This is a genomic window from Polynucleobacter sp. TSB-Sco08W16 (assembly GCF_018687455.1).
Lineage (GTDB): Bacteria > Pseudomonadota > Gammaproteobacteria > Burkholderiales > Burkholderiaceae > Polynucleobacter.
In genome coordinates this window covers 1751999-1772627 of the sequence record NZ_CP061291.1, presented here as the reverse complement: position 1 = coordinate 1772627, position 20629 = coordinate 1751999, and the positions used below count along the sequence as shown (strand labels likewise).

General features: G+C 45.5%; 25 protein-coding genes. 16 read left to right on the top strand and 9 right to left on the bottom strand.

Going from position 1 to position 20629, the window contains the following annotated elements:
* Positions 1-7: 7 nt before the first annotated feature.
* The 5 genes from FD961_RS08885 to FD961_RS08865 are packed head-to-tail and all read right to left on the bottom strand — an operon-like array spanning position 8 to position 4825.
* The gene (locus tag FD961_RS08885; protein WP_215393524.1) at positions 8-784 is read right to left on the bottom strand and encodes an SDR family oxidoreductase; all 777 of its coding nucleotides are present in this window, start codon (positions 782-784) and stop codon (positions 8-10) included.
* Positions 781-2076, bottom strand: a complete 1296-nt coding sequence (locus FD961_RS08880; RefSeq protein WP_215393523.1) for a cyclopropane-fatty-acyl-phospholipid synthase family protein — start codon at positions 2074-2076, stop codon at positions 781-783. Before FD961_RS08880 ends, FD961_RS08885 begins: the two co-directional genes overlap by 4 nt.
* Positions 2073-2858 carry a DUF1365 domain-containing protein gene (locus tag FD961_RS08875; protein ID WP_215393522.1) on the bottom strand — a complete coding sequence of 262 codons (786 nt, stop codon included), beginning with the start codon at positions 2856-2858 and terminating at the stop codon, positions 2073-2075. The genes FD961_RS08880 and FD961_RS08875 overlap by 4 nt, the downstream gene beginning before the upstream one ends.
* Entirely contained in the window at positions 2859-4247 is a 1389-nt protein-coding gene (locus FD961_RS08870) for an NAD(P)/FAD-dependent oxidoreductase (RefSeq protein WP_215393521.1), read from the bottom strand.
* Entirely contained in the window at positions 4244-4825 is a 582-nt protein-coding gene (locus FD961_RS08865) for a glutathione peroxidase (protein WP_215393520.1), read from the bottom strand. The genes FD961_RS08870 and FD961_RS08865 overlap by 4 nt, the downstream gene beginning before the upstream one ends.
* A gap of 93 nt (positions 4826-4918) precedes the next feature.
* Here FD961_RS08865 and rfaE2 point away from each other — a divergent pair, with 93 nt between their 5' ends.
* Complete coding sequence (gene rfaE2 / locus FD961_RS08860) at positions 4919-5407, top strand: D-glycero-beta-D-manno-heptose 1-phosphate adenylyltransferase (protein WP_215393519.1); 489 nt, start codon at positions 4919-4921, stop codon at positions 5405-5407.
* 6 nt (positions 5408-5413) lie between these two features.
* On the opposite strand, the gene FD961_RS08855 is transcribed toward rfaE2, so the two are convergent.
* Together FD961_RS08855 and FD961_RS08850 are read right to left on the bottom strand one after the other, a co-directional pair.
* Positions 5414-6226, bottom strand: a complete 813-nt coding sequence (locus FD961_RS08855) for a type III pantothenate kinase (protein ID WP_215393518.1) — start codon at positions 6224-6226, stop codon at positions 5414-5416.
* Entirely contained in the window at positions 6223-7020 is a 798-nt protein-coding gene (locus tag FD961_RS08850) for a biotin--[acetyl-CoA-carboxylase] ligase (RefSeq protein ID WP_215393517.1), read from the bottom strand. Before FD961_RS08850 ends, FD961_RS08855 begins: the two co-directional genes overlap by 4 nt.
* Before the next feature lie 37 nt (positions 7021-7057).
* Between FD961_RS08850 and FD961_RS08845 the strand changes: the two genes are divergently transcribed.
* The 7 genes from FD961_RS08845 to FD961_RS08815 are packed head-to-tail and all read left to right on the top strand — an operon-like array spanning position 7058 to position 11752.
* On the top strand, positions 7058-8152 hold the full coding sequence (locus tag FD961_RS08845; protein ID WP_215393516.1) for a VanZ family protein: 1095 nt from the start codon (positions 7058-7060) through the stop codon (positions 8150-8152).
* 16 nt (positions 8153-8168) lie between these two features.
* Complete coding sequence (locus FD961_RS08840; RefSeq protein WP_071466263.1) at positions 8169-8477, top strand: ferredoxin; 309 nt, start codon at positions 8169-8171, stop codon at positions 8475-8477.
* Positions 8478-8516: 39 nt separating this feature from the next.
* The gene (locus tag FD961_RS08835) at positions 8517-9239 is read left to right on the top strand and encodes an alpha/beta hydrolase (protein WP_215393515.1); all 723 of its coding nucleotides are present in this window, start codon (positions 8517-8519) and stop codon (positions 9237-9239) included.
* Positions 9240-9250: 11 nt separating this feature from the next.
* Complete coding sequence (locus tag FD961_RS08830; RefSeq protein ID WP_071466261.1) at positions 9251-9517, top strand: YbeD family protein; 267 nt, start codon at positions 9251-9253, stop codon at positions 9515-9517.
* Between the two features lie 9 nt (positions 9518-9526).
* Complete coding sequence (lipB, locus tag FD961_RS08825; RefSeq protein ID WP_215393514.1) at positions 9527-10168, top strand: lipoyl(octanoyl) transferase LipB; 642 nt, start codon at positions 9527-9529, stop codon at positions 10166-10168.
* Positions 10165-11175 (top strand): lipoyl synthase, encoded by a 1011-nt coding sequence (gene lipA, locus FD961_RS08820; protein ID WP_215393513.1) that lies wholly within the window; start codon positions 10165-10167, stop codon positions 11173-11175. The genes lipB and lipA overlap by 4 nt, the downstream gene beginning before the upstream one ends.
* Positions 11156-11752: a hypothetical protein gene (locus FD961_RS08815; RefSeq protein WP_251371266.1), complete on the top strand. Its 597-nt coding sequence runs from the start codon at positions 11156-11158 to the stop codon at positions 11750-11752. Before lipA ends, FD961_RS08815 begins: the two co-directional genes overlap by 20 nt.
* 28 nt (positions 11753-11780) lie before the next feature.
* Here the strand turns inward: FD961_RS08815 and FD961_RS08810 are convergent, their stop codons facing one another.
* Complete coding sequence (locus FD961_RS08810) at positions 11781-12035, bottom strand: accessory factor UbiK family protein (protein WP_071466245.1); 255 nt, start codon at positions 12033-12035, stop codon at positions 11781-11783.
* Between the two features lie 272 nt (positions 12036-12307).
* Between FD961_RS08810 and FD961_RS08805 the strand changes: the two genes are divergently transcribed.
* The 8 genes from FD961_RS08805 (at position 12308) to ptsP (ending at position 19866) form a co-directional block, all read left to right on the top strand.
* On the top strand, positions 12308-13165 hold the full coding sequence (locus FD961_RS08805) for a TorF family putative porin (protein ID WP_215393512.1): 858 nt from the start codon (positions 12308-12310) through the stop codon (positions 13163-13165).
* A 24-nt stretch (positions 13166-13189) separates the two neighbouring features.
* Complete coding sequence (locus tag FD961_RS08800) at positions 13190-13528, top strand: P-II family nitrogen regulator (RefSeq protein ID WP_011903792.1); 339 nt, start codon at positions 13190-13192, stop codon at positions 13526-13528.
* A 13-nt stretch (positions 13529-13541) separates the two neighbouring features.
* Positions 13542-15026, top strand: coding sequence for an ammonium transporter (locus tag FD961_RS08795; protein ID WP_215393511.1), 1485 nt, complete (start codon positions 13542-13544; stop codon positions 15024-15026).
* A 105-nt stretch (positions 15027-15131) separates the two neighbouring features.
* Positions 15132-16430 (top strand): glutamate--cysteine ligase, encoded by a 1299-nt coding sequence (gene gshA, locus FD961_RS08790; RefSeq protein ID WP_071466242.1) that lies wholly within the window; start codon positions 15132-15134, stop codon positions 16428-16430.
* A gap of 30 nt (positions 16431-16460) precedes the next feature.
* Positions 16461-17402 (top strand): glutathione synthase, encoded by a 942-nt coding sequence (gene gshB / locus FD961_RS08785; protein WP_215393510.1) that lies wholly within the window; start codon positions 16461-16463, stop codon positions 17400-17402.
* Position 17403: 1 nt separating this feature from the next.
* Entirely contained in the window at positions 17404-17826 is a 423-nt protein-coding gene (locus FD961_RS08780; protein ID WP_215393509.1) for a PTS sugar transporter subunit IIA, read from the top strand.
* A 16-nt stretch (positions 17827-17842) separates the two neighbouring features.
* Positions 17843-18112 carry an HPr family phosphocarrier protein gene (locus tag FD961_RS08775; protein WP_215393508.1) on the top strand — a complete coding sequence of 90 codons (270 nt, stop codon included), beginning with the start codon at positions 17843-17845 and terminating at the stop codon, positions 18110-18112.
* Between the two features lie 2 nt (positions 18113-18114).
* Positions 18115-19866, top strand: a complete 1752-nt coding sequence (ptsP, locus tag FD961_RS08770) for a phosphoenolpyruvate--protein phosphotransferase (RefSeq protein ID WP_215393507.1) — start codon at positions 18115-18117, stop codon at positions 19864-19866.
* Positions 19867-19870: 4 nt separating this feature from the next.
* Here the strand turns inward: ptsP and FD961_RS08765 are convergent, their stop codons facing one another.
* Positions 19871-20623: a HesA/MoeB/ThiF family protein gene (locus FD961_RS08765; RefSeq protein ID WP_215393506.1), complete on the bottom strand. Its 753-nt coding sequence runs from the start codon at positions 20621-20623 to the stop codon at positions 19871-19873.
* Positions 20624-20629 lie beyond the last annotated feature (6 nt).

The window sequence follows — 20629 nt, the reverse complement described above, 5'->3', positions numbered from 1 at the left end:
TAATTGCTTAGATTTTGACGAAGCGACGCACAATCCAAAAGTAAAGTGGGTAAGGCAAAATTCTCAAGAGTTTCAAAAATCTTGAGAATCTTTTGGGGAAGTGAATATCAAATTCTCCCCTTTGAATGCCGCCTAGAATTTCTGTTGCTGCTTGCGCAGCGCTAATTAACGCGGGCATCTCAAAATCATTTTGAGCCGTAGCCTCGGTTGCAACAAAGCCCGGAGAAATCATGTGCACGCTTACTCCTTCTGGAAGTAAGTCGTAATAGAGCGTTTCGCAAAAGTTAATAATGCCAGCTTTGCTTGGCCCGTATGCCAAGGCTTTAGGTAGACCGCTATAGCCTGCAACGCTACCAACAATAGCGATATGGCCAGCATGTGCTTTAAGCATTTCAGGGAGCACTAAAGCCACCGCTCTCATGGGTCCTAGGAGGTTGGCTTCAATCGTTTGCTCTGCTGCTTGAATCTCAAAATCGTCAGCACGCAAAGGAATATACATTCCAGAGACAAACAAGAGTAGATCTATCCCACCCCATGTATTGAGGAGTGTTTGGTAGGCGCCGTGAAATTGATCATCATTAGTGACATCTAGCGGGATAACGAGTGCTTGATCTGCTTGTGCTTGCGCTGCAATTGCATTTAAGCGCTCGACCCTTCTGCTAGAGAGTGCAACTTTAGCGCCCTGTGCTAGCAGAGCATTGGCACACGCTTCACCAATTCCGCTTGAGGCGCCAATGACCCAAACACGCTTGCCTGAGAAACGATCAATTCCGCGCTGCTTCATGCTTTTAGGGCATCCGGAGATGTTTTGATATTTTGGTGGCTGAGCGTAAATTGCACAACATCAATATTACGTTCTGAGAATCCGGCGGCGCAGTACATAAGATAGAAATTCCAAAGACGTATGAATGCTTCATCAAATCCTAGTTGACGTACTTCCTGGAGTTTTTGATTAAAACTCTCGCGCCAAAGGCATAGCGTTTTAGCGTAATCCGTCCCAAATGCAAATTCTTCTTCAATCTGTAAGCCTGCTTTCTCCGCACTTGCTTTAAAGCTAGCGCACGAAGGGAGCATGCCTCCTGGGAATACATATTGCTGAATGAAATCCGTATTGTGGCGATACCGTTCAAATAGCTCTTCGGCAATCACAATGGTCTGTATGCAAGCCTTACCCCCATCTTTCAGGCATTTAGCAATAGTCTGAAAATATTCAGGCCAATGCTTTTCACCAACCGCTTCAAACATTTCTACAGATGCAATGCCATCAAACTGCTCCTGGCAATCACGGTAGTCTTGTAGTCTGACCTCAAAAGTAGCCTGTTGGGATGTTTGAGGATGAATTTTTGCTAATCTATCTTCTGCGTAGGCTTTTTGCTCGGTTGAAAGAGTGAGCCCCGTAATGTTTCTTCCGCTAAGCAATGCTTCTTCCATTACTCCGCCCCAGCCGCAGCCGATTTCTAAAATTCGATCTCCCATCTTGGTATTCAGAGAGTCAAGAATGCGTTTAATTTTGGCACGTTGTGCTTCTGCAAGAGTTTGCTGATGACCTTGAGAAAACCAGGCGCTCGAATAGCTCATACTCGGGTCTAGCCACAAGCTATAAAAAGGGTTGCCTAGGTCATAGTGCGCATGAATATTTTTACGGCTTCCCGTTTTGGTGTTATCCCGCAGCCAGTGTTTCAGGCGGTAGAGGATGGAGCCATACCAACTGCCATAGATGGCCTTTTCAAGAATAGTGCGATTGCGAATAGCTAATTCCAAGAGCGCTTTTAAGTCTGAAGTATTCCACTCCCCGCGAATATAGCTTTCTGCAAAGCCAATGTCGCCATGTGACATGACCTGCTTAAATACGGACCAATTTAAGATTTGGATATCTGCCCTTAATGAATCTGATGGATTGCCAAATTCTTTTATCTCACCGTTGGGCAGGGTCAGATTAAGGTGACCATTGGTCAGTTTCGCTAAGATGGCCAAAAGTGCTTTGGCGCTCAAGTCTTGTTTGCGCAAATGAACCGCATTAGGTTGCGGCCGTGAAAAATTCAGTCGAGAAAGTAAGGTCTGTCCAGGGCGATTCATCTGCTGACTTCGAATTCCGGTGGTTTAGGTTTTGAGTGAAAGGGTACACCTTTTAGCCATAATTTCAATGCTTGCCAATGGATACGGAAAATCACTCCAAGGCTCATGAGGGGGTAGCGTAAAAGGGCTAGGTATAGGTTATACCTACTAAGGAGGCGACTCGTGCCGCTAATACTGGTATTAATAAGTGGCAGTCCGTCCTCATGAAGCTCAATGCGGTATACGGAGTTTTTCTTGGAGCTACTATCTTCGGAAAACAAAAAACGAAATTGATATTCGCCTCGCACTTCGCAGAACGGTGAAACATGAAATACCTTCTTACTGCTCAGTGTCTCTCCAGATTGCAGGGGCTCTCCTGAATCTTTATGCAATAAGTAGCAATGACGCTCGCCAAAAGTATTATTTACTTCAGCCAACACCGCTTTAACTAAGCCATCAGAATTTGTGCATACCCAGAAGCTAACGGGATTAAATACGTAACCTAACACTCTAGGAAAAGTATGAAGCCATATTTCTCCATCGATGTTGTGAAGACCATTTTCTTGCAAAATATTTTCAATCCAAGAGAGGCTATCAGCCTCACCAAGCCCATGATCCTTATCAAAGAAGGAGCAGATACCCAAGCTATTGTCGTGAAGGCCGCAATCGCGAAGCAGGCGGGGATTTTGCTTTCTTGCCCGCATGGGAATAGATAAGGTGAATACACCGTAGCCAAAAGCATTCTTTGCTGGTCGCAGACGCCGATGTTTCACTACTCCAAAGTTGATCTTTGGTTGATTCATTTAACGGGCATCTTGCTTGGGAGTGCTTTGCAGTGGTGACCGAATATTTTCTATTAAGGCCTCTGCGACTAGCTCACCAGATCTCAATCCATCCTCATGAAAGCCAAAGCCTGTCCAAGCCCCGCAATACCAAATGGAGGATGTACCCTGAATCAGCGGTAATTCTTTTTGGGCTTGAATGGCATTCATATCAAATACTGGATGTGAATAGTGAATCTCTTGATGAACTAGCTTAGGGTCTGGCTCGGATGCGGGATTCAGACTCACAATAATCTGTGTATTTTTCAATTGCTCAGGTAATGGTTGCAAGCGATTGATGAGGTAGTTAACGCTGACGTGCTGTTTAGAGGAGGGCGTGGCACCTGATTTTGCTGTGTAGTTCCAGGCAGCCCAGCAGCGATTTGCTTCGGGTAGGAAGCGCGTGTCTGTGTGCAGAATGGCCCGATTCTTTTGGTAAGGAACGGCGGCAAGAATATTTCTGGCTTGCTGGTCAATCCCATGAACCAGATCTAGAGTTTGATCACTATGGCAGGCCATCACCACTTCATCAAACATTGCAGAGCCCGATGAGCTAATGACCTCAACTTGGGCTGCATCACCTTGACTGGCATTGACTCGCAATACCGCTTCGCGTTTAATCGCAATCTGATGTTTCTCGAGGGCGCTCACAATACGTTTAACGTATTCCCGCGAACCACCTTTGATGGTGAGCCACTGTGGTCGATTCTGGATTTGCAATAAGCCATGGTTGTGGCAGAAACGAACCATGGTCTGAATCGGAAATGCCAACATTTGCTCAACAGAACAAGACCAGATCGCGCCAATCATGGGGAGAAAGTAATTCTCTCTGAAACTTTGGCTAAAACGGTTTCGATCTAAGAAATTAGCAATTGTTTCATCTGGCTCAGCGTAGTGGTGGCCGGCATCTATCTGCTGCTGAGCAAGCTTGGTAGCCATACGATTGAAGCGCAAGATGTCATATGCCATTCTCCAAAAGGACGGTGAGAGTAAATTCGACCGTTGCCCAAAAAAAGAATTGAGGTCATTCCCCGCCCATTCAATTTTAGGGTGATGGGGACTTTTTTCGGAAGCATCAATAGACACTGAAAATGACATTTCAGAAGGGGCCACGGGCGCCTTAATTTCTTCAAAAAGTCTGACTAAGCGGGGGTAGGTCTTGCGGTTAAAAACCAAGAAGCCAGTGTCTATGCCATGTGTAATTTCTTGACCAGCTATATTGCAAGTGAAGTCAACGGTGTTGCTATGTCCACCAATATGGTCTCCACCTTCATATAAGGTGATTTCCATTTCAGGATGCTGTCTTAGTGCATATGCGCAGCCTAGACCAGAGATACCAGCACCAATAATGGCAATTCTTTTTTTGATCACTGTGCTTTCTCCTTCAGGAGTTTTTCTATCTCATCCGTTATGGAGTTACTAGTAGGCTTAGTGACACTACCAAAAGAGTCAACGACATTGCCATTGCGATCTATTAAATATTTATAGAAATTCCATTTTGGAGTGGTACCTGTTTTGGCAATCAGCATTTTGAAAAAAGAGTTTGGATTGCTGCCCGAAACTACGGTTTTGGCAAACATAGGGAATTTCACGTCATATGTGTTTTTACAAAAGTCTGCGATTTCTTTATTGCTACCAGGTTCTTGTTGACCAAAATCATTCGAAGGAAAGCCAAGCACTACAAAACCTTGATCTTTGTATTTGGCATAGATTTTTTCTAGGCCCTCATATTGACTGGTGAATCCACAAAAGCTGGCAGTATTTACCGCCAAAATGACTTTACCTTGATATTGGCAGAGATTTTGTGGCGCTTCATCTTGTAGGCGTGGGAAAGTATGGGATAAAAGTGGGCTACAGCTTGGGGCTGCATTTGCTAGCTTCATCCCTGGAAAAAAGATAAAAAGAGTAAAAAGACAGCCAACTACTATATTGCTTACGATGCGGTTCATATTGTCTCTTCGTTGTTCTGCAGATTAGGCGTCAAGTCTAAGACATTATGAGCAATATCGCAGGGCCTCACGTAAAGCCATTAATATGGAGTTATGAGCACTTTGCCCCCACCCTCTTTTGAATCTAAAGTTTGCCCTTTGGCAGAGCTCGATGCTCGAATTGCTAAGTTACCTAGACCATTAGTATTCACTAACGGGGTGTTTGATATTTTGCATCGTGGCCACGCTAGTTATTTAGCTCAAGCTCGAGCGCTAGGCGCAAGTTTGGTGGTGGGAGTGAATTCTGATGCGTCAGTCAGGATGTTGGGTAAGGGGGATGACAGGCCCATTAACTCTGAGGCAGATCGTCAGGCTTTATTAGCTGCTCTTGAGAGTGTTGATATGGCAGTGTTATTCACTGAGCAAACACCGGTTAATCTGATCGAAAAAATTCACCCTGATATTTACGTAAAGGGTGGCGATTATGAGATCGATACCTTGGCAGAAACCCAGCTTGTAAAAACCTGGGGCGGGAAGGCGATTGCCATTCCTTTTTTATACGAGCGATCAACTACTAGCTTGCTAGGGAAAATTCGCTCTTAATATTTCTTATAAGCTCTTTAAGAGCCACGCCCACACACCGCGCAATACCAAGCCTTCGCTGATTTCAATGTTGACTGCATTAAGCTTGCTCAACTGCCCAATTTCTTTTGCCAATAATTTGGCATTACCACCGTCAAGCCATACTTTTTCAATTGGGTGATTCATTTCTTTTGCAATATTGAGCGCGTATTGAATAGCACCAATTTGAGCAGCATCACAACCGCCAATAATGGCGTCATTGGTACAAACACCAAAACCATGGTGAGCATCGCCGCGTATTGCCAGGGGTAGCTGCGCTGTGTTGGTCTCTAAGCTTTGTTGCATCAGGCCAAGGCCTGGCAAGATCCAGCCGCCATAGTGGACGCCGTTAGAGCCCAACAAATCAATGGTTGTAGCGGTGCCGGCATTGATTATCAAAGTATTTCTCTTGGATAATGCACGTGCTCCTATGATCGCTGCCATGCGATCTGCGCCAAGCTTGCTAGGCTCTTGGTATAAGGTGCGAATCCCTTCAAAAGTACTATCACCGCTTAATTGCTTCCATGCAATCTCTTTCCATTGAGGAAAGAGTGATTTGAGATTGATGATTGCTTCTTCACCTGCGACACAACTAAAGGCAATTGCGCTCGGCATTGGGAGAGTCTTAGAAATGTAATCGGCTAATTCAGCTCGGTGTTCGGGCGATTGCAATGAAGCGCTGCTAATAGATCCTGAATAGGCCCACAATTTTTTTTGTTGGTCAGATGGCTGTTGATTTGATTCAACAGCAGCCCATTTCAAGCGGGTATTGCCAACATCAAATATTAAATAGAGACTCATGATTGCATTCTGAGAGAAACATCACCAGCATAAATTGCAACAGTTTTATCTTCTTGCTTAAGCATAAGGGCTCCCTTGGCATCAACTCCTCTTGCAATACCGTAGGTGGGATCTTTTCCTGCCCCTGATATGCATACTTTTTGATCTGCAAAAGCATCCCATTTAAGCCACTGACTTTGATATGCTACAAAACCGTGTTGATCAAAGTTTTTGAAATGCTTAGTAAACGAATCAATCAAGCTTAGCCAAAGGTATTCAGGCTCGGGGGGCTTTATTGCTAGGGGCAGTAACTGGTCTAGTGACCCGACTTTGATGTCATTTTGAGTAAGATTTTTTTCTATGCCGCTGGCGTTCCGTAAATTCACGCCAACACCAACAATCATCCAGCTAGGGTCACCCGATTTTGCTTGTCCACCTTCAATCAAAATACCACCTAATTTTGCGTTGTTCAGCAATAAATCATTAGGCCATTTGAGGCGAAGCCCTGCATGATGAAGAAGATCCTGCTCAAGATGGCATGCCTGAGCAATACCTTCAATAGCCGCCAAACCCACCACAAGACTTAATCCCGTTAATTCAGCAGGGCTTCTGCTGAAAGGAAAAGCCATTGAAAAGCAGAGGGAGTCTTCGGGGTTGGCTACCCAGACGCGTCCAGCCCGCCCTTTACCCGCTGTCTGCTTTTGGGTGATACGAGCAACGGGGTCAATGAGCGCGCCAGCCCGCCAGCGCTCAAGAAGATCATCGTTGGTGGATTTTGTTTCGGCAACACGCTCAAGGATGCAATTAGCAGTCATTTCGCCATTGTAGAAAGGTCTGACCTAGAATTGTGGAATGCACGAGAAAGTTCAGCGTCCTCGCAAATTGGCATGGCCTCTACAAGCTATGCCCCTGGCTAGAGCCTCTAGCCTCATGTATGCCCTTCTAATCCTGTACATAAGCCTAAATCCATTCGATTTTGACTTCCAAAACGGAATTACTGCGTGGGCATGGGTGGATGCTCCCTTGCCACGTTTTATTACCCTCTTTGATGTTTCAGTGAATATCCTGGCTTATATCCCCTTTGGGTTTCTATTGGTTTTTGCTGCATATCCACGTTGGCGAAATTTTGTTGCCCTGGGTATGGCCATTAGTCTGAGCGCTCTCGTAGCTTTTAGTGTCGAAACTCTGCAATCTTGGGTTCCTACCCGTATTCCAAGCTTGATGGATTGGTGGGCCAATGTATTCGGGGGCTTATTAGGCGGCTTATTAGCGATTCCTCTGGGTCCCGAGTGGCTATCTGGAAGCGCTATTCGGCGTAGATTTGACCAGTGGTTTGGTTTGAATTGGGCAATCTGTGTGTTGTGTCTTTTATTTCCATGGTCACAGATTTACCCCCAAAGTTCTTGGTTGGGCATTGGTGGCTGGGGGCATGTGATTTTCGGATCGATCGATTGGGGAACAACGGTGATCAATCAGGTGGTGCAAGAAACACTGATTACCGGGCTTTGTTGGTTGGGTGCGGCACTTTTATTGTCTCTAGGCATGCGCCCCAAAGCGCCTCAGTGGCAAATCCTCAATGGGTTGCTTGGTTTCACCGTTTTACTCAAGATATTGTTTACAGCCCTTCAGTTTGGAGGAGAGTTTAGTTTGATATGGCTCACTACCGGTGCTTTCTGGGGAATGTGTTTAGCAGTCCTAGCTTTGCGATGGGCATTGCGTTTACGTCAAAGCACAAAGTACTACTTAGCGATGCTCTGTTTGGTCGTCGTAACCATCGCCATCAATGTATTGCCCGATAATCCTTATTTCATACTCACCCTAAGACATTGGAACCAAGGACGTTTATTGCACTTTAATGAGTTGATGCAGTGGGTTTCAGTGATATGGTTACCCATGGCCTTCTTTTGGATGATTCGTAACACCAAAGAACTTCAATCAACACATTGATGCATATAATTTTTCTATGAGCTTTTCACACCACTTATTTTTTTGCTTGAATCAACGTAGCAACGGTGAAGACTGTTGTGATCGTCATAATGCTTTTGCCCTATTTGAGTACGCTAAAAATAGAGTCAAAGAACTCGGGCTTGCAGGCCCTGGAAAAATTCGGGTGAATAAAGCGGGATGTTTAGATCGCTGCGCTGACGGACCCGTCATGGTGATCTATCCACAAGGTACTTGGTACACCATGATTGATAAAGAGGACGTCGAAGAAATTATTCAATCCCATTTAATCCAGGGTATACCGGTAGAGCGTTTGCAATTGGCTTAGAAAAGCTAAGTTAATTTAGTTTTTGTTGAAAGTGTGTTCATGAATAGCCGTAACAAAGTAATTCAGATTGATGGTCTTGTTGGTTCGATGGAAATGTCCATCGATCTCCCGGATGAATTAAAAACTAACCCAGCCTTTATGGTGCGTGGCCTTGCATTGGTGGCGCATCCTCATCCTTTAATGGGGGGTACGATGGATAACAAAGTTGCCCAAACTATGGCCCGAGCATTTAATCAGTTGGGATATGTGAGCGTGCGTCCAAACTTTCGTGGTGTTGGTGGCACAGAGGGCGTACATGATGACGGCGTTGGTGAGTTAGAAGATTTGCTACATGTGACTGAGTGGATGCAAACACCATCAAGCTGGTCTCAACTCGAGGCTAGCGCCAATCAAGCGTGGACTGCCTCTGCGAATACTTTGCCATTAGTAGTTTCTGGATTTTCCTTTGGTAGTTTTGTGGGCAGTCACTTGGTCCAAAGATTGGCCGAGTTAGGCCGTCCTGCAGAGCGCTTAGTCATGGTAGGAAGTGCGGCAGGTAAGTGGACATTGGCTCAGGTACCTGCTGATACGATTTTGATTCACGGTGAGCTCGATGAAACTATTCCATTAATAGATGTCTTGGATTGGGCGCGTCCTCAAGAACTCACCGTTCAAGTAGTGCCAGGCGCTGACCATTTTTTCCATCGTCGTCTGCATTGCATTCGCAATATTATTTCTGGCGCCTGGTTAGGTATGCCAGACCATCGAAAACAATCAGAATAAGAAAGAAAAATATGGCTGAAGAAAAATCACTGATTGAGTATCCCTCTCTTTTTCCTATCAAGGTAATGGGAAAAAATAATCCAGAGTATTTGCCTGCAATAGTGCATATTGCTAAGCAATTTGATCCTACTTTTGACGAGAGTAAGGTAGAGCAGAGACCATCAAAGGATGGAAATTATTTGGGTATTACTTTGCCCATTACAGCGACTAGTCGCGAACAGTTAGATGAGCTTTATCGTACGTTATCAACCCATCCATTAGTGAGCATCGTTCTCTAATCAGAGTTCATGACGGTTTTCGTAAAGCATCTTGGTCTAGTAGATTACGCTCAAACGTATGAAGCAATGCGCCTCTTTACAAGGGAGCGTAATAGCGATACACCCGATGAAATATGGCTCTTGGAGCACCCTCCAGTATTTACATTGGGCTTAGCTGGCGATGCAGGCAATCTGCATTCCCCAAGTCATGACATTCCAATGGTGCAAGTAGATCGGGGTGGCGAGATTACTTATCATGGGCCTGGTCAGATCGTGATTTATCTCTTGCTTGATCTCAAACGACTTGGGATTTTTGTAAAAGAGTTGGTCTTCCGTATTGAACAAGCGCTGATCGATACCTTGGTAGATTTTGGTATTCAGGCAGAAAGAAAGCCTGGCGCCCCAGGAATTTATATATCCCAACAGCTAGGCGTCTCGGTTGAATGGGTTGGGGCAAAGGTGGCTGCTCTTGGTCTAAAAGTCTCAAAAAGCTGCTCGTACCATGGCCTAGCCTTGAATGTAGCTACTGATTTAGAGGCATTTGGGCGTATCCACCCTTGTGGCTATGAGGGCTTAAAGACGGTAGATATGCAAACCCTTGGGATCAAGGACAATATAGACACTATTAGCCAAAGGCTTTTGGAGCACTTACAAAAGCAACTAATGCCATGACCATAAATAAGACCGATATCAAGCAGTCAGTAGAAGAGCGACAAGATCTTCAATACGATGCTACCCGTAAGCAAAAATCGAGCGAGAAGACTGCACGCATTCCAATCAAGATTGTGCCTTTGGAGCAAGTACTAAAGAAGCCGGACTGGATTCGGGTAAGAGCCGCATCAGGTAACTCACGCTTTGCTGAGATTAAAAAGATTTTGCGGGAAAACGAATTAGTCACCGTGTGTGAAGAGGCAAGTTGCCCTAATATCGGTGAGTGTTTTGGCAAGGGCACTGCAACCTTCATGATCATGGGTGATAAGTGCACACGTCGCTGCCCATTCTGTGACGTGGGTCACGGTAGACCTGATCCTTTGGACGAAAAAGAGCCCGCTAACCTAGCGCGCACTATTGCCGCACTCAAATTAAATTACGTCGTGATCACCAGCGTGGATCGTGATGACCTGCGTGATGGTGGCGCAATGCATTATGTCGATTGCATCTCGCAATCGCGTGCACAGTCTCCCAATACCCGTATTGAAGTATTGGTGCCCGATTTCCGTGGACGTCTTGATAAGGCTCTGGACACCTTTGCTGAGCATGCTCCGCAAGGTTTGCCAGATGTGATGAATCACAACCTTGAGACAGTGCCCCGTCTGTATAAACAAGCGCGTCCTGGAGCTGATTACCTCCATTCCTTGAAGTTGTTAAAAGAATTCAAGGAGCGCTTTCCTAATATTCCAACCAAGAGTGGTTTGATGGTGGGCCTAGGGGAAACGGATGAAGAAATTCTCGAGGTCATGCGTGATATGCGTGAGCACAATATCGACATGCTTACCATTGGTCAGTATCTAGCGCCATCAGGCCATCACTTACCAGTTACGCGTTATGTTCACCCTGATATATTTAAGATGTTTGAAGAGAAGGCCTATGAGATGGGCTTCTCTCATGCTGCAGTAGGCGCCATGGTGCGATCTAGTTATCACGCAGATCAACAGGCACATGGAGCCGGCATTGTTTAGAGGCACTTTAAAAGGCTGCATCTTTTTAGCGGCATTTGTTCTTCTCTCCGCATGTAGTCCTACTCTCAATTGGCGCACCGTTCAGTCTCCAGAACAAGGCTATAACGCATTATTTCCGGGTAAGCCAGACAAGCTTGAGCGCCGCATTCCGTATCAGGATCAAGAGTTTTTACAAACGCTTGAAGCAGTAAAGGTTGAAGATGATATTTACTCAATCAGTGCGATTCAATTAACTGATGCTCAAATTGTGCCGGCACCAAAATTAATTAGTCAGCTACAAAGTAATTTAGTAGATCGGGCAAAAGCATCTGGTGGCTCGGTCACTATTGAAGACTCTTTTTATCAAACAGCTGACCATCATCGTTTGCCAAGTAAAGACTATTTCATTGCCTTTAAGTCGAATGAAAAATTTCAACAGGTAATGCGCGTTCGCTGGATAACCCGTTCCATGGGAAATGGGGGCCTATGGATTTACCAAATTTCAGTTTTACATGCCGGTAGTAATGTGGATAACGCTAAAGCATTTTTATCCCAAGAGGCGTATGCAAACTTCTTTAGCGAGTTCTATCCAGAGTAAAACTTAAGAGTGAATGCTGAAAAAGTGACTACGCTTTTTCTAATGCAGCGACTTTGGCTTCGAGCGCCTCTAGCTTTTCTCTAGTCTTAGCAAGTACTTTGGTCTGAAGCTCAAACTCTTCTCGAGTGACAAGATCCATTTTCTGAAAACCTTGGTTCATCATGGCGCGCACATTTTTTTCAATTTCCTGTGCTGGTGAATTACGAATCGCATCCCCAACTTTGTTCTGCATATCGTTAGCAATACGTTGGATTTGTTCGAGGATCTCGCCAGGTTTTTGCATGATGGGCTTTTCAGTTAGGTTAAGAGTTGTATAAAACACACACATTCATATTTTATGTTGAACCCACAATAATGGCTAAAACAGGTGTTTCTTGGGAAAATTCCCTATATATTCACTATATTGGTGCTTGTTATTGCACCAATATAGTGAATATGCATTAATAAAGTGATTCAATTCCAGGCGACATGGAGGCAAAGCTTCATCATCACCTCATGCAATAAGCATTGAACCCATTTTTTATTTTTTTGATTACAACCAGTAAGGAGCATTAGATGAAAACTTTACATAAGAAAGCAATGTCTGCAGCAGCAGTGGCATTGTTGAGCGGCTTGGCGTGCTCGTCTGTATTCGCAGAAGAGGCAGCGGCTGAGGCCCCTGAAGCTAGCCCAATCACTGCAAACGTCACAGTAGTAAACGACTATCGCTATCGTGGCCTCAGCCAATCAAACTTTAAGCCAGCGATTCAAGGCGGCTTTGATTATGCCCATGAAAGTGGTCTGTACATTGGTAACTGGAACAGCTCTATCAGCTGGGTCGGAGATTCTTTCAAAGGCGGAAATGGTGCAAATGCATCCGCTCCGATTGAAATGGACTTCTATGGTGGTTTCAAGAAAGAATTACTAGGCGAAGGCTTCGCATCTGACATTGGCGTACTTCAGTACTACTATCCAACTAGTGGCTTGTCATATACCTCTAATCAAACCAACCCAAATTCAACTGAAATTTATGTTGCACAGAACTTTACTTTTGGCCCAGTTACTGGCTTTGGTAAATTTTCTTACGCCGTTACGCCATTATTCGGCAACGTGAACTCATCAGGCTCTTACTACCCAGATTTGACTTTGAACTACGATACTGGCGTTTGGGGTTTAGCATTAAATGGTCACGTTGGTTACCAGTATGTGGCTGGAAATCAAAACAACCCAACCTCTTTGTCTAATAACACTCTTTACAGCTACACCGACTGGAAGGTCGGCGCAACAAAAGACTTTGGTGGTGGCTTGTCTGCTGCGATTGCGTGGGTTGGTACAAATGCTAAGACATATCAAGGTACATATGCATACGTTACCCCTCAAGGCAAGAACATGGGTAAGTCAACAGGTTTGATTTCCCTAACAAAAACTTTCTAATTTCCACTCTGAACGGAGAAACATATGAAATTAATTACCGCAATCATCAAGCCCTTCAAGCTTGACGAAGTGCGCGAAGCTCTCTCAGAAGTGGGAGTTTCGGGCATCACCGTCACTGAAGTTAAAGGCTTTGGTCGTCAAAAAGGTCACACTGAGTTGTATCGCGGTGCTGAGTATGTAGTTGATTTTTTACCTAAAGTAAAAATTGAAGCTGCTGTTGAAGATGGCATCTTGGAGCGTGCGATTGAAGCAATCGAAAAATCAGCACGTACAGGCAAGATTGGCGATGGCAAGATTTTTGTCTCTCCCGTTGAGCACGTCATTCGTATTCGTACCGGTGAAACCGGCGCGTCAGCACTTTAAAGAGAGGCTCAAAATGTTAACTTGGATGAAACGACTCGTTGCTGGTGGTGCTATGGCCTTGGCTATTGGCGCTACTGGTGTAATAGTTACTTCACCAGCGCATGCTGATGAAGTTAAAAAACCTGCAGTTACTGCTCCTGCCGCTACTCCAGCAGCTGCAGAACCTGCACCCGTACTTTGCTCTGAAAAGTGCAACAAGGGCGATACCGCTTGGATGTTAGTTTCTACAGCGCTTGTGTTGTTGATGACGCTTCCTGGTTTGGCTTTGTTCTACGGTGGTTTGACACGTAGCAAAAACATTCTGTCGATCTGCATGCAATGCTTTATGGTCTTTTCTGTAATTACTGTGCTTTGGGCAATCTATGGCTACAGTTTTGCATTTACAGAAGGCGGAGCATTCATTGGCGGACTCGATCGCTTGTTCTTGGCTGGTATGAACCCAGACTCAGTTGCGGCAACCTTTAGTAAGGGTGTTGTGATTCCTGAGTATGTATTCATGGCTTTCCAAGCAGTGTTCGCAACTATCACTTGCTGCTTGATCATTGGTTCCTTTGCTGAGCGCGCTAAGTTCTCTGCAATCTTGGTATTTATGATCATTTGGTTCACATTCAGCTACTTGCCAATCGCTCACATGGTTTGGTTTTGGCCTGGTCCTGATGACATCAAAGATGCTGCATCACTTGAGGCAATTACTGCTCGTGCTGGTTGGTTATGGCAAAAAGGTGTTCTCGACTTCGCTGGCGGTACTGTTGTTCACATCAATGCTGCGATCGCAGGCTTGGTTGGTTCATTCGTTATCGGCAAGCGTATTGGTTACGGCAAAGAAGCAATGAAGCCACATAACTTAGTTTATGTAATGACTGGTGCTGCACTATTGTGGTTCGGTTGGTTCGGCTTCAATGCTGGTTCAGCACTCGAAGCAAACGGTAGCGCAGCATTGGCTTTCGTGAACACATATTTGGCTACTGCTGCTGCTGTATTGGGCTGGTCTGTTGCTGAGTGGGTTCTCAAAGGTAAGCCTTCCATGTTGGGCGCTGCTTCTGGTTGCGTAGCTGGTTTAGTGGCTATTACTCCTGCCGCTGGCTTTGCTGGCCCAATGGGTTCTATCGCAATTGGCTTGTTTGCTGGCGTAATCTGCCTCTGGGGTGTTACTGGTCTCAAGAAAATCTTGGGTTCAGATGACAGCTTGGATGTATTCGGTGTTCACGGTGTTGGTGGTATTTCAGGCGCTTTGTTGACCGGCGTATTTGCTGATCCAGCTTTGGGCGGTACAGGTGTTTGGGACTATGTAGCTAATGCTGTTGCTCCTGACTACTCTATTGCTAGCCAATTGTGGATTCAAGCTCAAGGCGTGATTACAACTGTGATTTGGTCTGGCGTGGTTTCTTACATTGCATTCAAATTGATCGATATCGTGATCGGTTTGCGTGTCAAGGAAGAAGAAGAGCGCGAAGGCTTGGATATCAGCTCACATGGTGAGTCTGCATACGAGTCTTAATCAGTAGATTTACCCCTCACTGGGCGGCCTTAGTGGGCTGCTCAGTTTTTAAGCGCGGAATCCTAGGATTCCGCGTCTTTCTTTTAAAAATCTTACAATGGTGGAATGGTTCCACATCTAATTACTGCCCTAAGCGGCCCTTTGCTCGAATTGGAGTCAAAGGTACTAGAAGCAACCCCGACGATCGAGCGTTGGTTCAGGCTCGAATGGCAGGAGCATACGCCGCCATTCTATTGCTCGGTTGATTTACGAAATTCTGGTTTTAAGTTGGCCCCGGTTGATACCAACTTATTCCCCGGCGGATTTAATAACTTATCTCCTCAAATGTTGCCGCTAGCCGTTCAAGCTGCAATGGCTGCGATTGAAAAAATCTGCCCAGAAGCAAAAAATTTATTACTCATTCCTGAGCGCCACACTCGCAATACTTTCTATTTGCAAAATATTGCACGCTTGTCTTCAATCTTGCGTCAGGCTGGACTTAACGTTCGCTTGGGCACTTTCTCTGAAGAAATTAAAAAGCCAACCTGGATTGAGTTGCCCGACGGCAATCGTTTGTTGATGGAACCTTTGTCACGCTTAGGTCTGAAAAAACAGCGCTTGGGCTTAAAGGATTTTGATCCCTGCTCTATTTTGTTGAACAACGATTTATCTGCTGGAATTCCTCCAATCCTAGAAAATATTCATGAGCAATACCTCCTGCCTGGCTTACACGCTGGTTGGCATGTTCGTCGCAAATCTAATCACTTTGCTGCCTATGATGAAGTTGCTAAGAAATTTGCCAAGGTAGTAGATATTGATCCGTGGATGATTAATCCTTATTTCACTAGTTGTTCTGATGTCAATTTTCATGAGCGTAAAGGTGAAGATGAACTTCAAGCAGCAGTAGAGCAGGTACTCAAGAAGACTGCAAAAAAATATCGTGAGTACGGCATTAAAGAAAAGCCATATGTCGTTGTAAAGGCTGACGCAGGCACCTATGGCATGGGTGTGATGGTTGTGAATGATCCCTCTCAATTAAAGGGCTTGAATCGTAAAGATCGCAATAAGATGAGTGTTGTCAAGGAAGGCCTTGAAGTCAGTGACGTACTCATACAGGAAGGCGTGTATACCTTTGAGAAGGTGAACGAGGCAGTTGCTGAGCCTGTGGTTTATATGATTGATCGCTATGTCATTGGCGGCTTCTATCGCGTTCATACCGATCGTGGCCCTGATGAAAACCTCAATGCACCCGGCATGCATTTTGTACCCTTGGCTTTCGAGCAAAACTCTATGCCAGATCTGGGTGCCAAGCCGGGTAGCGCACCACCAAACCGCTTCTATTTGTATGGTGTTGTGGCCCGCTTGGCTTTACTTGCCTCTTCTCTTGAGCTTGAGAGAACGGATCCAGACATGGAAGTAGCCTAATTTCAAGTGTTGATCACTCGCTAGAACAATATGGATCTTTTATTCATTGCCGACCCTCTTGAATCTTTCAAGATAAAAAAAGACTCCACTTTGGCGATGATGCGAGTTGCGCAAGAAGCGGGACATCGTCTGTGGTTTTGTCAGAGCTGCAATATTTTGTGGAAAGACAATCTTGTTGTTGCTGATTGCCAGTCTTTGCGAATTACCTTAGATTCTTCACCCTGGTTTGAGTTGGGTGAAATTGAATCAAAAGCACTTCATTCTTTTTCTGCAGTACAGATGCGAACAGATCCACCGTTTGATATTGAATATCTCAATACAACCTGGATGCTGTCTGCTGCAAAGAGGCAGGGTGCCAAAGTATTTAATGATCCTGCAGCAGTCCGTGATCATTCAGAAAAACTGTCCATCACCGAATTTTCAGGTTTGATTCCACCTACGCTTGTGACTCGTGAGTTGAGTGCAGTTGAGGAATTTCATCGCAAGCATAACGATATCGTGATTAAGCCCCTAGATGGCATGGGTGGCATGGGTGTATTTCGAGTTGGTCCTGATGGCCTGAACCTTGCTAGTATTGTAGAAACCTTGGGTGAGAATGGTGCCCGAACTTTGATGGTTCAACGTTTTCTGCCTGAGATCGCTGATGGTGATAAGCGCGTTCTGTTGATAGGTGGTGAGGTTGTGCCATTTGCCTTGGCGCGTATTCCTCAGGGCAAAGAAATTCGCGGTAATTTGGCTGCGGGCGGTAAAGGTGTTGCAATGCCTTTAAGTGATGCTGAAAAGAGCATTGCTGAAAAGCTCGCGCCTATCCTTTTTCAGCGTGGTTTATTTTTAGTTGGCCTAGACTTGATAGGCGGTTATCTGACAGAAATTAATGTCACTAGCCCAACTTGTTTTGTTGAAATCACCGACCAAAGTCAATTTGACGTTCCACAGTTTTGGTTAAAAGCGCTTGAAAGGGTATTGTCCTGATATGCCTGGAATCGTAATCGTTGCACATACTCCTGTTGCTAGCGCAATGCTGGGTTTTGTTGAGCATACTTTTGGTGAGTTGCCTGAGCGTGTAAGGGCGGTAGATATTCCGCCGCATGAAGACACAAAGGCAAGCTTTGATCGCGTTTTAAAAGCGGCTTATGGCGTCAATACTGGCAATGGCGTACTTATTTTGACCGATGTCATGGGCGCTACACCTGCTAATGTGGCATCGAAGTTAGAAAGCTTGGGCCCCTTATCAGGACTCAATGCGCCGGTGATTGTTTTAGCGGGATTAAATCTGCCGATGCTAATGCGATGTATTTCTCATCGTGGCGAAAGTTTAGAAGAGTTAGCCAAAAAGGCTTTAGCAGGTGGGCAGCATGGAATTTTGCGTCTAGGCGCAAAAGTAGGCCAAGAATAAAAGGAGTTTTTGCGTAATGCCAGTCGCTGAAATCGAGATCATTAATAAGTTGGGTCTTCATGCTAGGGCATCAGCTAAGTTGTCGCAATTAGCTGCCCAGTTTCCTTGTGAAATATTGTTGTCACGCAATGGGCGTCAAATTAATGCCAAGAGCATTATGGGTGTCATGATGTTGGCCGCAGGTATTGGTAGTACAGTCACCTTGGAAACCGTTGGTGAAAAAGCGGATGAAGCAATGGCTGCGCTCACTGCATTAATTAATGATCGCTTCGGAGAGGGTGAGTAAGCATGACTTTTGCCTTGCACGGAATTCCAGTATCAAAAGGAATTGCTATCGGCAAGGCAGTATTGATTTCGCGCGCAGCATTAGAGGTCAGCCATTATTTAGTTGAGCCCGGCAAAGAAGAGGCGGAAGCCCAAAAATTATTAGATGCCTTCAATCAAGTTCGCTTAGAGCTGGAACAGTTGCGTTTGGGATTGCCCAAGGATGCACCCCAAGAGATGGCAGCATTCTTGGATGTGCACGGCATGATCTTGGCTGATCCGGCCCTAGCTGAAAAGCCAATCAAGTTAATTCGTACACAGCGTCTAAACGCTGCCTGGGCTTTAACCACCGAACTGAATGATCTCTTAGAGCAATTTGCTGAGATTGAAGATCCTTATTTAAAAGAGCGTGCCAATGATATTCGTCAGGTAGCTGAGCGCGTTATCAAGGCGCTGAATGCTCAAAAAGATGCGCTAAATGAATCTGAGTTTTTGCCATCCAGTGAGATTGGTGTGGAATCAATCATTGTGGCCCACGATATTGCGCCTCATGACATGTTGCGTTTTAAAGAGCATGCTTTCACCGGTTTCGTTACCGACCTTGGGGGTAAAACATCTCATACAGCTATCGTAGCCCGTAGCATGGAAATTCCAGCGGTTGTGGGTGTGCGCCATGCTAGCGAAATGATTCGCCACGGTGATTGGTTGGTTCTCGATGGCGAACAAGGCGTAGTCGTAGTTGCACCTGATGAGCAGTTATTAGCAGAGTACCGAAAACTTCAAAGCCAAGCCTTAAAAGAGGCTCGTAAGCTACAGCAGCTAAAGCATGCCAAAACGGAAACGCTGGATCGAGTTGATATTGAACTTTTTGCCAACATTGAGCTACCAGAAGATGCGATCCAGGCCGTTAAGTTGGGTGCGGTAGGTGTCGGTCTATTTCGTTCTGAGTTTTTGTTTATGGACCGCAAGCATGCCTTGCCAGATGAAGAGCAGCAATATCAGGAGTACCGTCGCGTCATTGAATTGATGCATGGCTTGCCAGTCAACATTCGAACTATCGACGTTGGGGCTGACAAGGCATTGGGTGCGGGCGGGAGCGATGTTTCTCAAACCGGTACATCTCCATTGGGTTTGCGGGCCATCCGTTGGTCTTTAACAGAGCCAGAAATTTTCTTAACGCAACTAAGAGCCATCTTGCGGGCTTCAGCTCATGGCCAAGCCCGGATCATGATTCCGATGCTGGCACATGCTAAGGAAATTGATGAAACTTTTCGCTTAATTGAAAAGGCAAAGCAGCAATTGCTCCAGCGTGGACAATCTTTTAATCCCAATATTCAAGTGGGTGCGATGATTGAGATTCCAGCGGCAGCTTTAGTGCTACCTTTGTTTATCAATCGCTTTGATTACTTATCCATCGGTACGAATGATTTAATTCAATATACCTTGGCAATTGATCGAGCAGACCATGCTGTAGCTCATTTGTATGACCCTTTACATCCCGCTATTCTGAATCTCATCGCCAATATTATTGATCAAGCTAAACGAGCCAATGTTCCGGTAGCAGTCTGTGGTGAGATGGCCGGTGACCCTGCTTTAACCAAGTTGTTACTAGCGATGGGATTAACTGATTTCTCCATGCATTTCAGTCAACTCTTGTTGGTAAAACGTGAGATTCTTCAGGCTAATGTGGGGATGCTAAAAGCCCGATTCCCAAGGGTATTAAAAGCCTATGAGCCGGAGGCTCAAGCTAAAGCCTTAGAGCGTTTGCTGGCCTAAAAGCCTAATGGGGTTTGCCGCAGACCGGGCAATCAGGGTTGCGACTGATGCGAATCTGATCCACCTGGGTATTCCGCGCATCCCATAGCAACATACGCCCCACCAAAGACTTCCCAAATCCAATCACCACCTGCAGCGCTTGTGCTGCCTGGATACTGCCAATGATGCCCACTAATGGCGAGAAGATGCCCATACTGGCGCAGCTTATCTCCTCAAATGTTTCATCGGGAGAGAAGATACAGGCATAGCAGGGAGAGCTCGTATCCCGTGGATCAAAGACAGATGCTTGCCCATCGAAGCGTAGAGCCGATCCAGAAACGAGAGGCTTTTGATGTTTGACACAACTTGCGTTAATTAGTTGGCGAGTTTGAAAGTTATCAGTACAGTCTAAAACAACATCGACGCTGGGTAATAGATCATCCAGTAATGATGTAGTCGCCTTTGCTTGAATTGTTTCAACTTGGATCGTGGGATTGAGTTGCTGCAAAAATTGTTTACCAGAGGCAACCTTACTTTTTCCAACAGTCCCCTCGGTATGCATGATTTGGCGCTGCAAGTTAGTCAGATCTACCTCATCATGATCAAGGAGGGTGATGTGCCCAACCCCAGCAGCTGCTAAGTAAGGGGCAGCGGCACTGCCAAGGCCGCCGGCGCCAACTACTAAGACATGTGCGTTTAAGAGCTTCTCTTGACCTTCAACATCAATATCCTCAAGCAGTAAATGCCTCGAGTAGCGAAGGAGCTGCGCATCATTCATTTGCAG

Coding starts and splice junctions, on each gene's coding strand:
- FD961_RS08885 (WP_215393524.1), bottom strand. CDS start 784: ATGAAGCAGCGCGGAATTGATCGTTTCTCAGGCAAGCGTGTTTGGGTC.
- FD961_RS08880 (WP_215393523.1), bottom strand. CDS start 2,076: ATGAATCGCCCTGGACAGACCTTACTTTCTCGACTGAATTTTTCACGG.
- FD961_RS08875 (WP_215393522.1), bottom strand. CDS start 2,858: ATGAATCAACCAAAGATCAACTTTGGAGTAGTGAAACATCGGCGTCTG.
- FD961_RS08865 (WP_215393520.1), bottom strand. CDS start 4,825: ATGAACCGCATCGTAAGCAATATAGTAGTTGGCTGTCTTTTTACTCTT.
- rfaE2 (WP_215393519.1), top strand. CDS start 4,919: ATGAGCACTTTGCCCCCACCCTCTTTTGAATCTAAAGTTTGCCCTTTG.
- FD961_RS08855 (WP_215393518.1), bottom strand. CDS start 6,226: ATGAGTCTCTATTTAATATTTGATGTTGGCAATACCCGCTTGAAATGG.
- FD961_RS08850 (WP_215393517.1), bottom strand. CDS start 7,020: ATGACTGCTAATTGCATCCTTGAGCGTGTTGCCGAAACAAAATCCACC.
- FD961_RS08845 (WP_215393516.1), top strand. CDS start 7,058: ATGCACGAGAAAGTTCAGCGTCCTCGCAAATTGGCATGGCCTCTACAA.
- FD961_RS08840 (WP_071466263.1), top strand. CDS start 8,169: ATGAGCTTTTCACACCACTTATTTTTTTGCTTGAATCAACGTAGCAAC.
- FD961_RS08835 (WP_215393515.1), top strand. CDS start 8,517: ATGAATAGCCGTAACAAAGTAATTCAGATTGATGGTCTTGTTGGTTCG.
- FD961_RS08830 (WP_071466261.1), top strand. CDS start 9,251: ATGGCTGAAGAAAAATCACTGATTGAGTATCCCTCTCTTTTTCCTATC.
- lipB (WP_215393514.1), top strand. CDS start 9,527: ATGACGGTTTTCGTAAAGCATCTTGGTCTAGTAGATTACGCTCAAACG.
- lipA (WP_215393513.1), top strand. CDS start 10,165: ATGACCATAAATAAGACCGATATCAAGCAGTCAGTAGAAGAGCGACAA.
- FD961_RS08815 (WP_251371266.1), top strand. CDS start 11,156: ATGGAGCCGGCATTGTTTAGAGGCACTTTAAAAGGCTGCATCTTTTTA.
- FD961_RS08810 (WP_071466245.1), bottom strand. CDS start 12,035: ATGCAAAAACCTGGCGAGATCCTCGAACAAATCCAACGTATTGCTAAC.
- FD961_RS08805 (WP_215393512.1), top strand. CDS start 12,308: ATGAAAACTTTACATAAGAAAGCAATGTCTGCAGCAGCAGTGGCATTG.
- FD961_RS08800 (WP_011903792.1), top strand. CDS start 13,190: ATGAAATTAATTACCGCAATCATCAAGCCCTTCAAGCTTGACGAAGTG.
- FD961_RS08795 (WP_215393511.1), top strand. CDS start 13,542: ATGTTAACTTGGATGAAACGACTCGTTGCTGGTGGTGCTATGGCCTTG.
- gshA (WP_071466242.1), top strand. CDS start 15,132: ATGGTTCCACATCTAATTACTGCCCTAAGCGGCCCTTTGCTCGAATTG.
- gshB (WP_215393510.1), top strand. CDS start 16,461: ATGGATCTTTTATTCATTGCCGACCCTCTTGAATCTTTCAAGATAAAA.
- FD961_RS08780 (WP_215393509.1), top strand. CDS start 17,404: ATGCCTGGAATCGTAATCGTTGCACATACTCCTGTTGCTAGCGCAATG.
- FD961_RS08775 (WP_215393508.1), top strand. CDS start 17,843: ATGCCAGTCGCTGAAATCGAGATCATTAATAAGTTGGGTCTTCATGCT.
- ptsP (WP_215393507.1), top strand. CDS start 18,115: ATGACTTTTGCCTTGCACGGAATTCCAGTATCAAAAGGAATTGCTATC.
- FD961_RS08765 (WP_215393506.1), bottom strand. CDS start 20,623: ATGAATGATGCGCAGCTCCTTCGCTACTCGAGGCATTTACTGCTTGAG.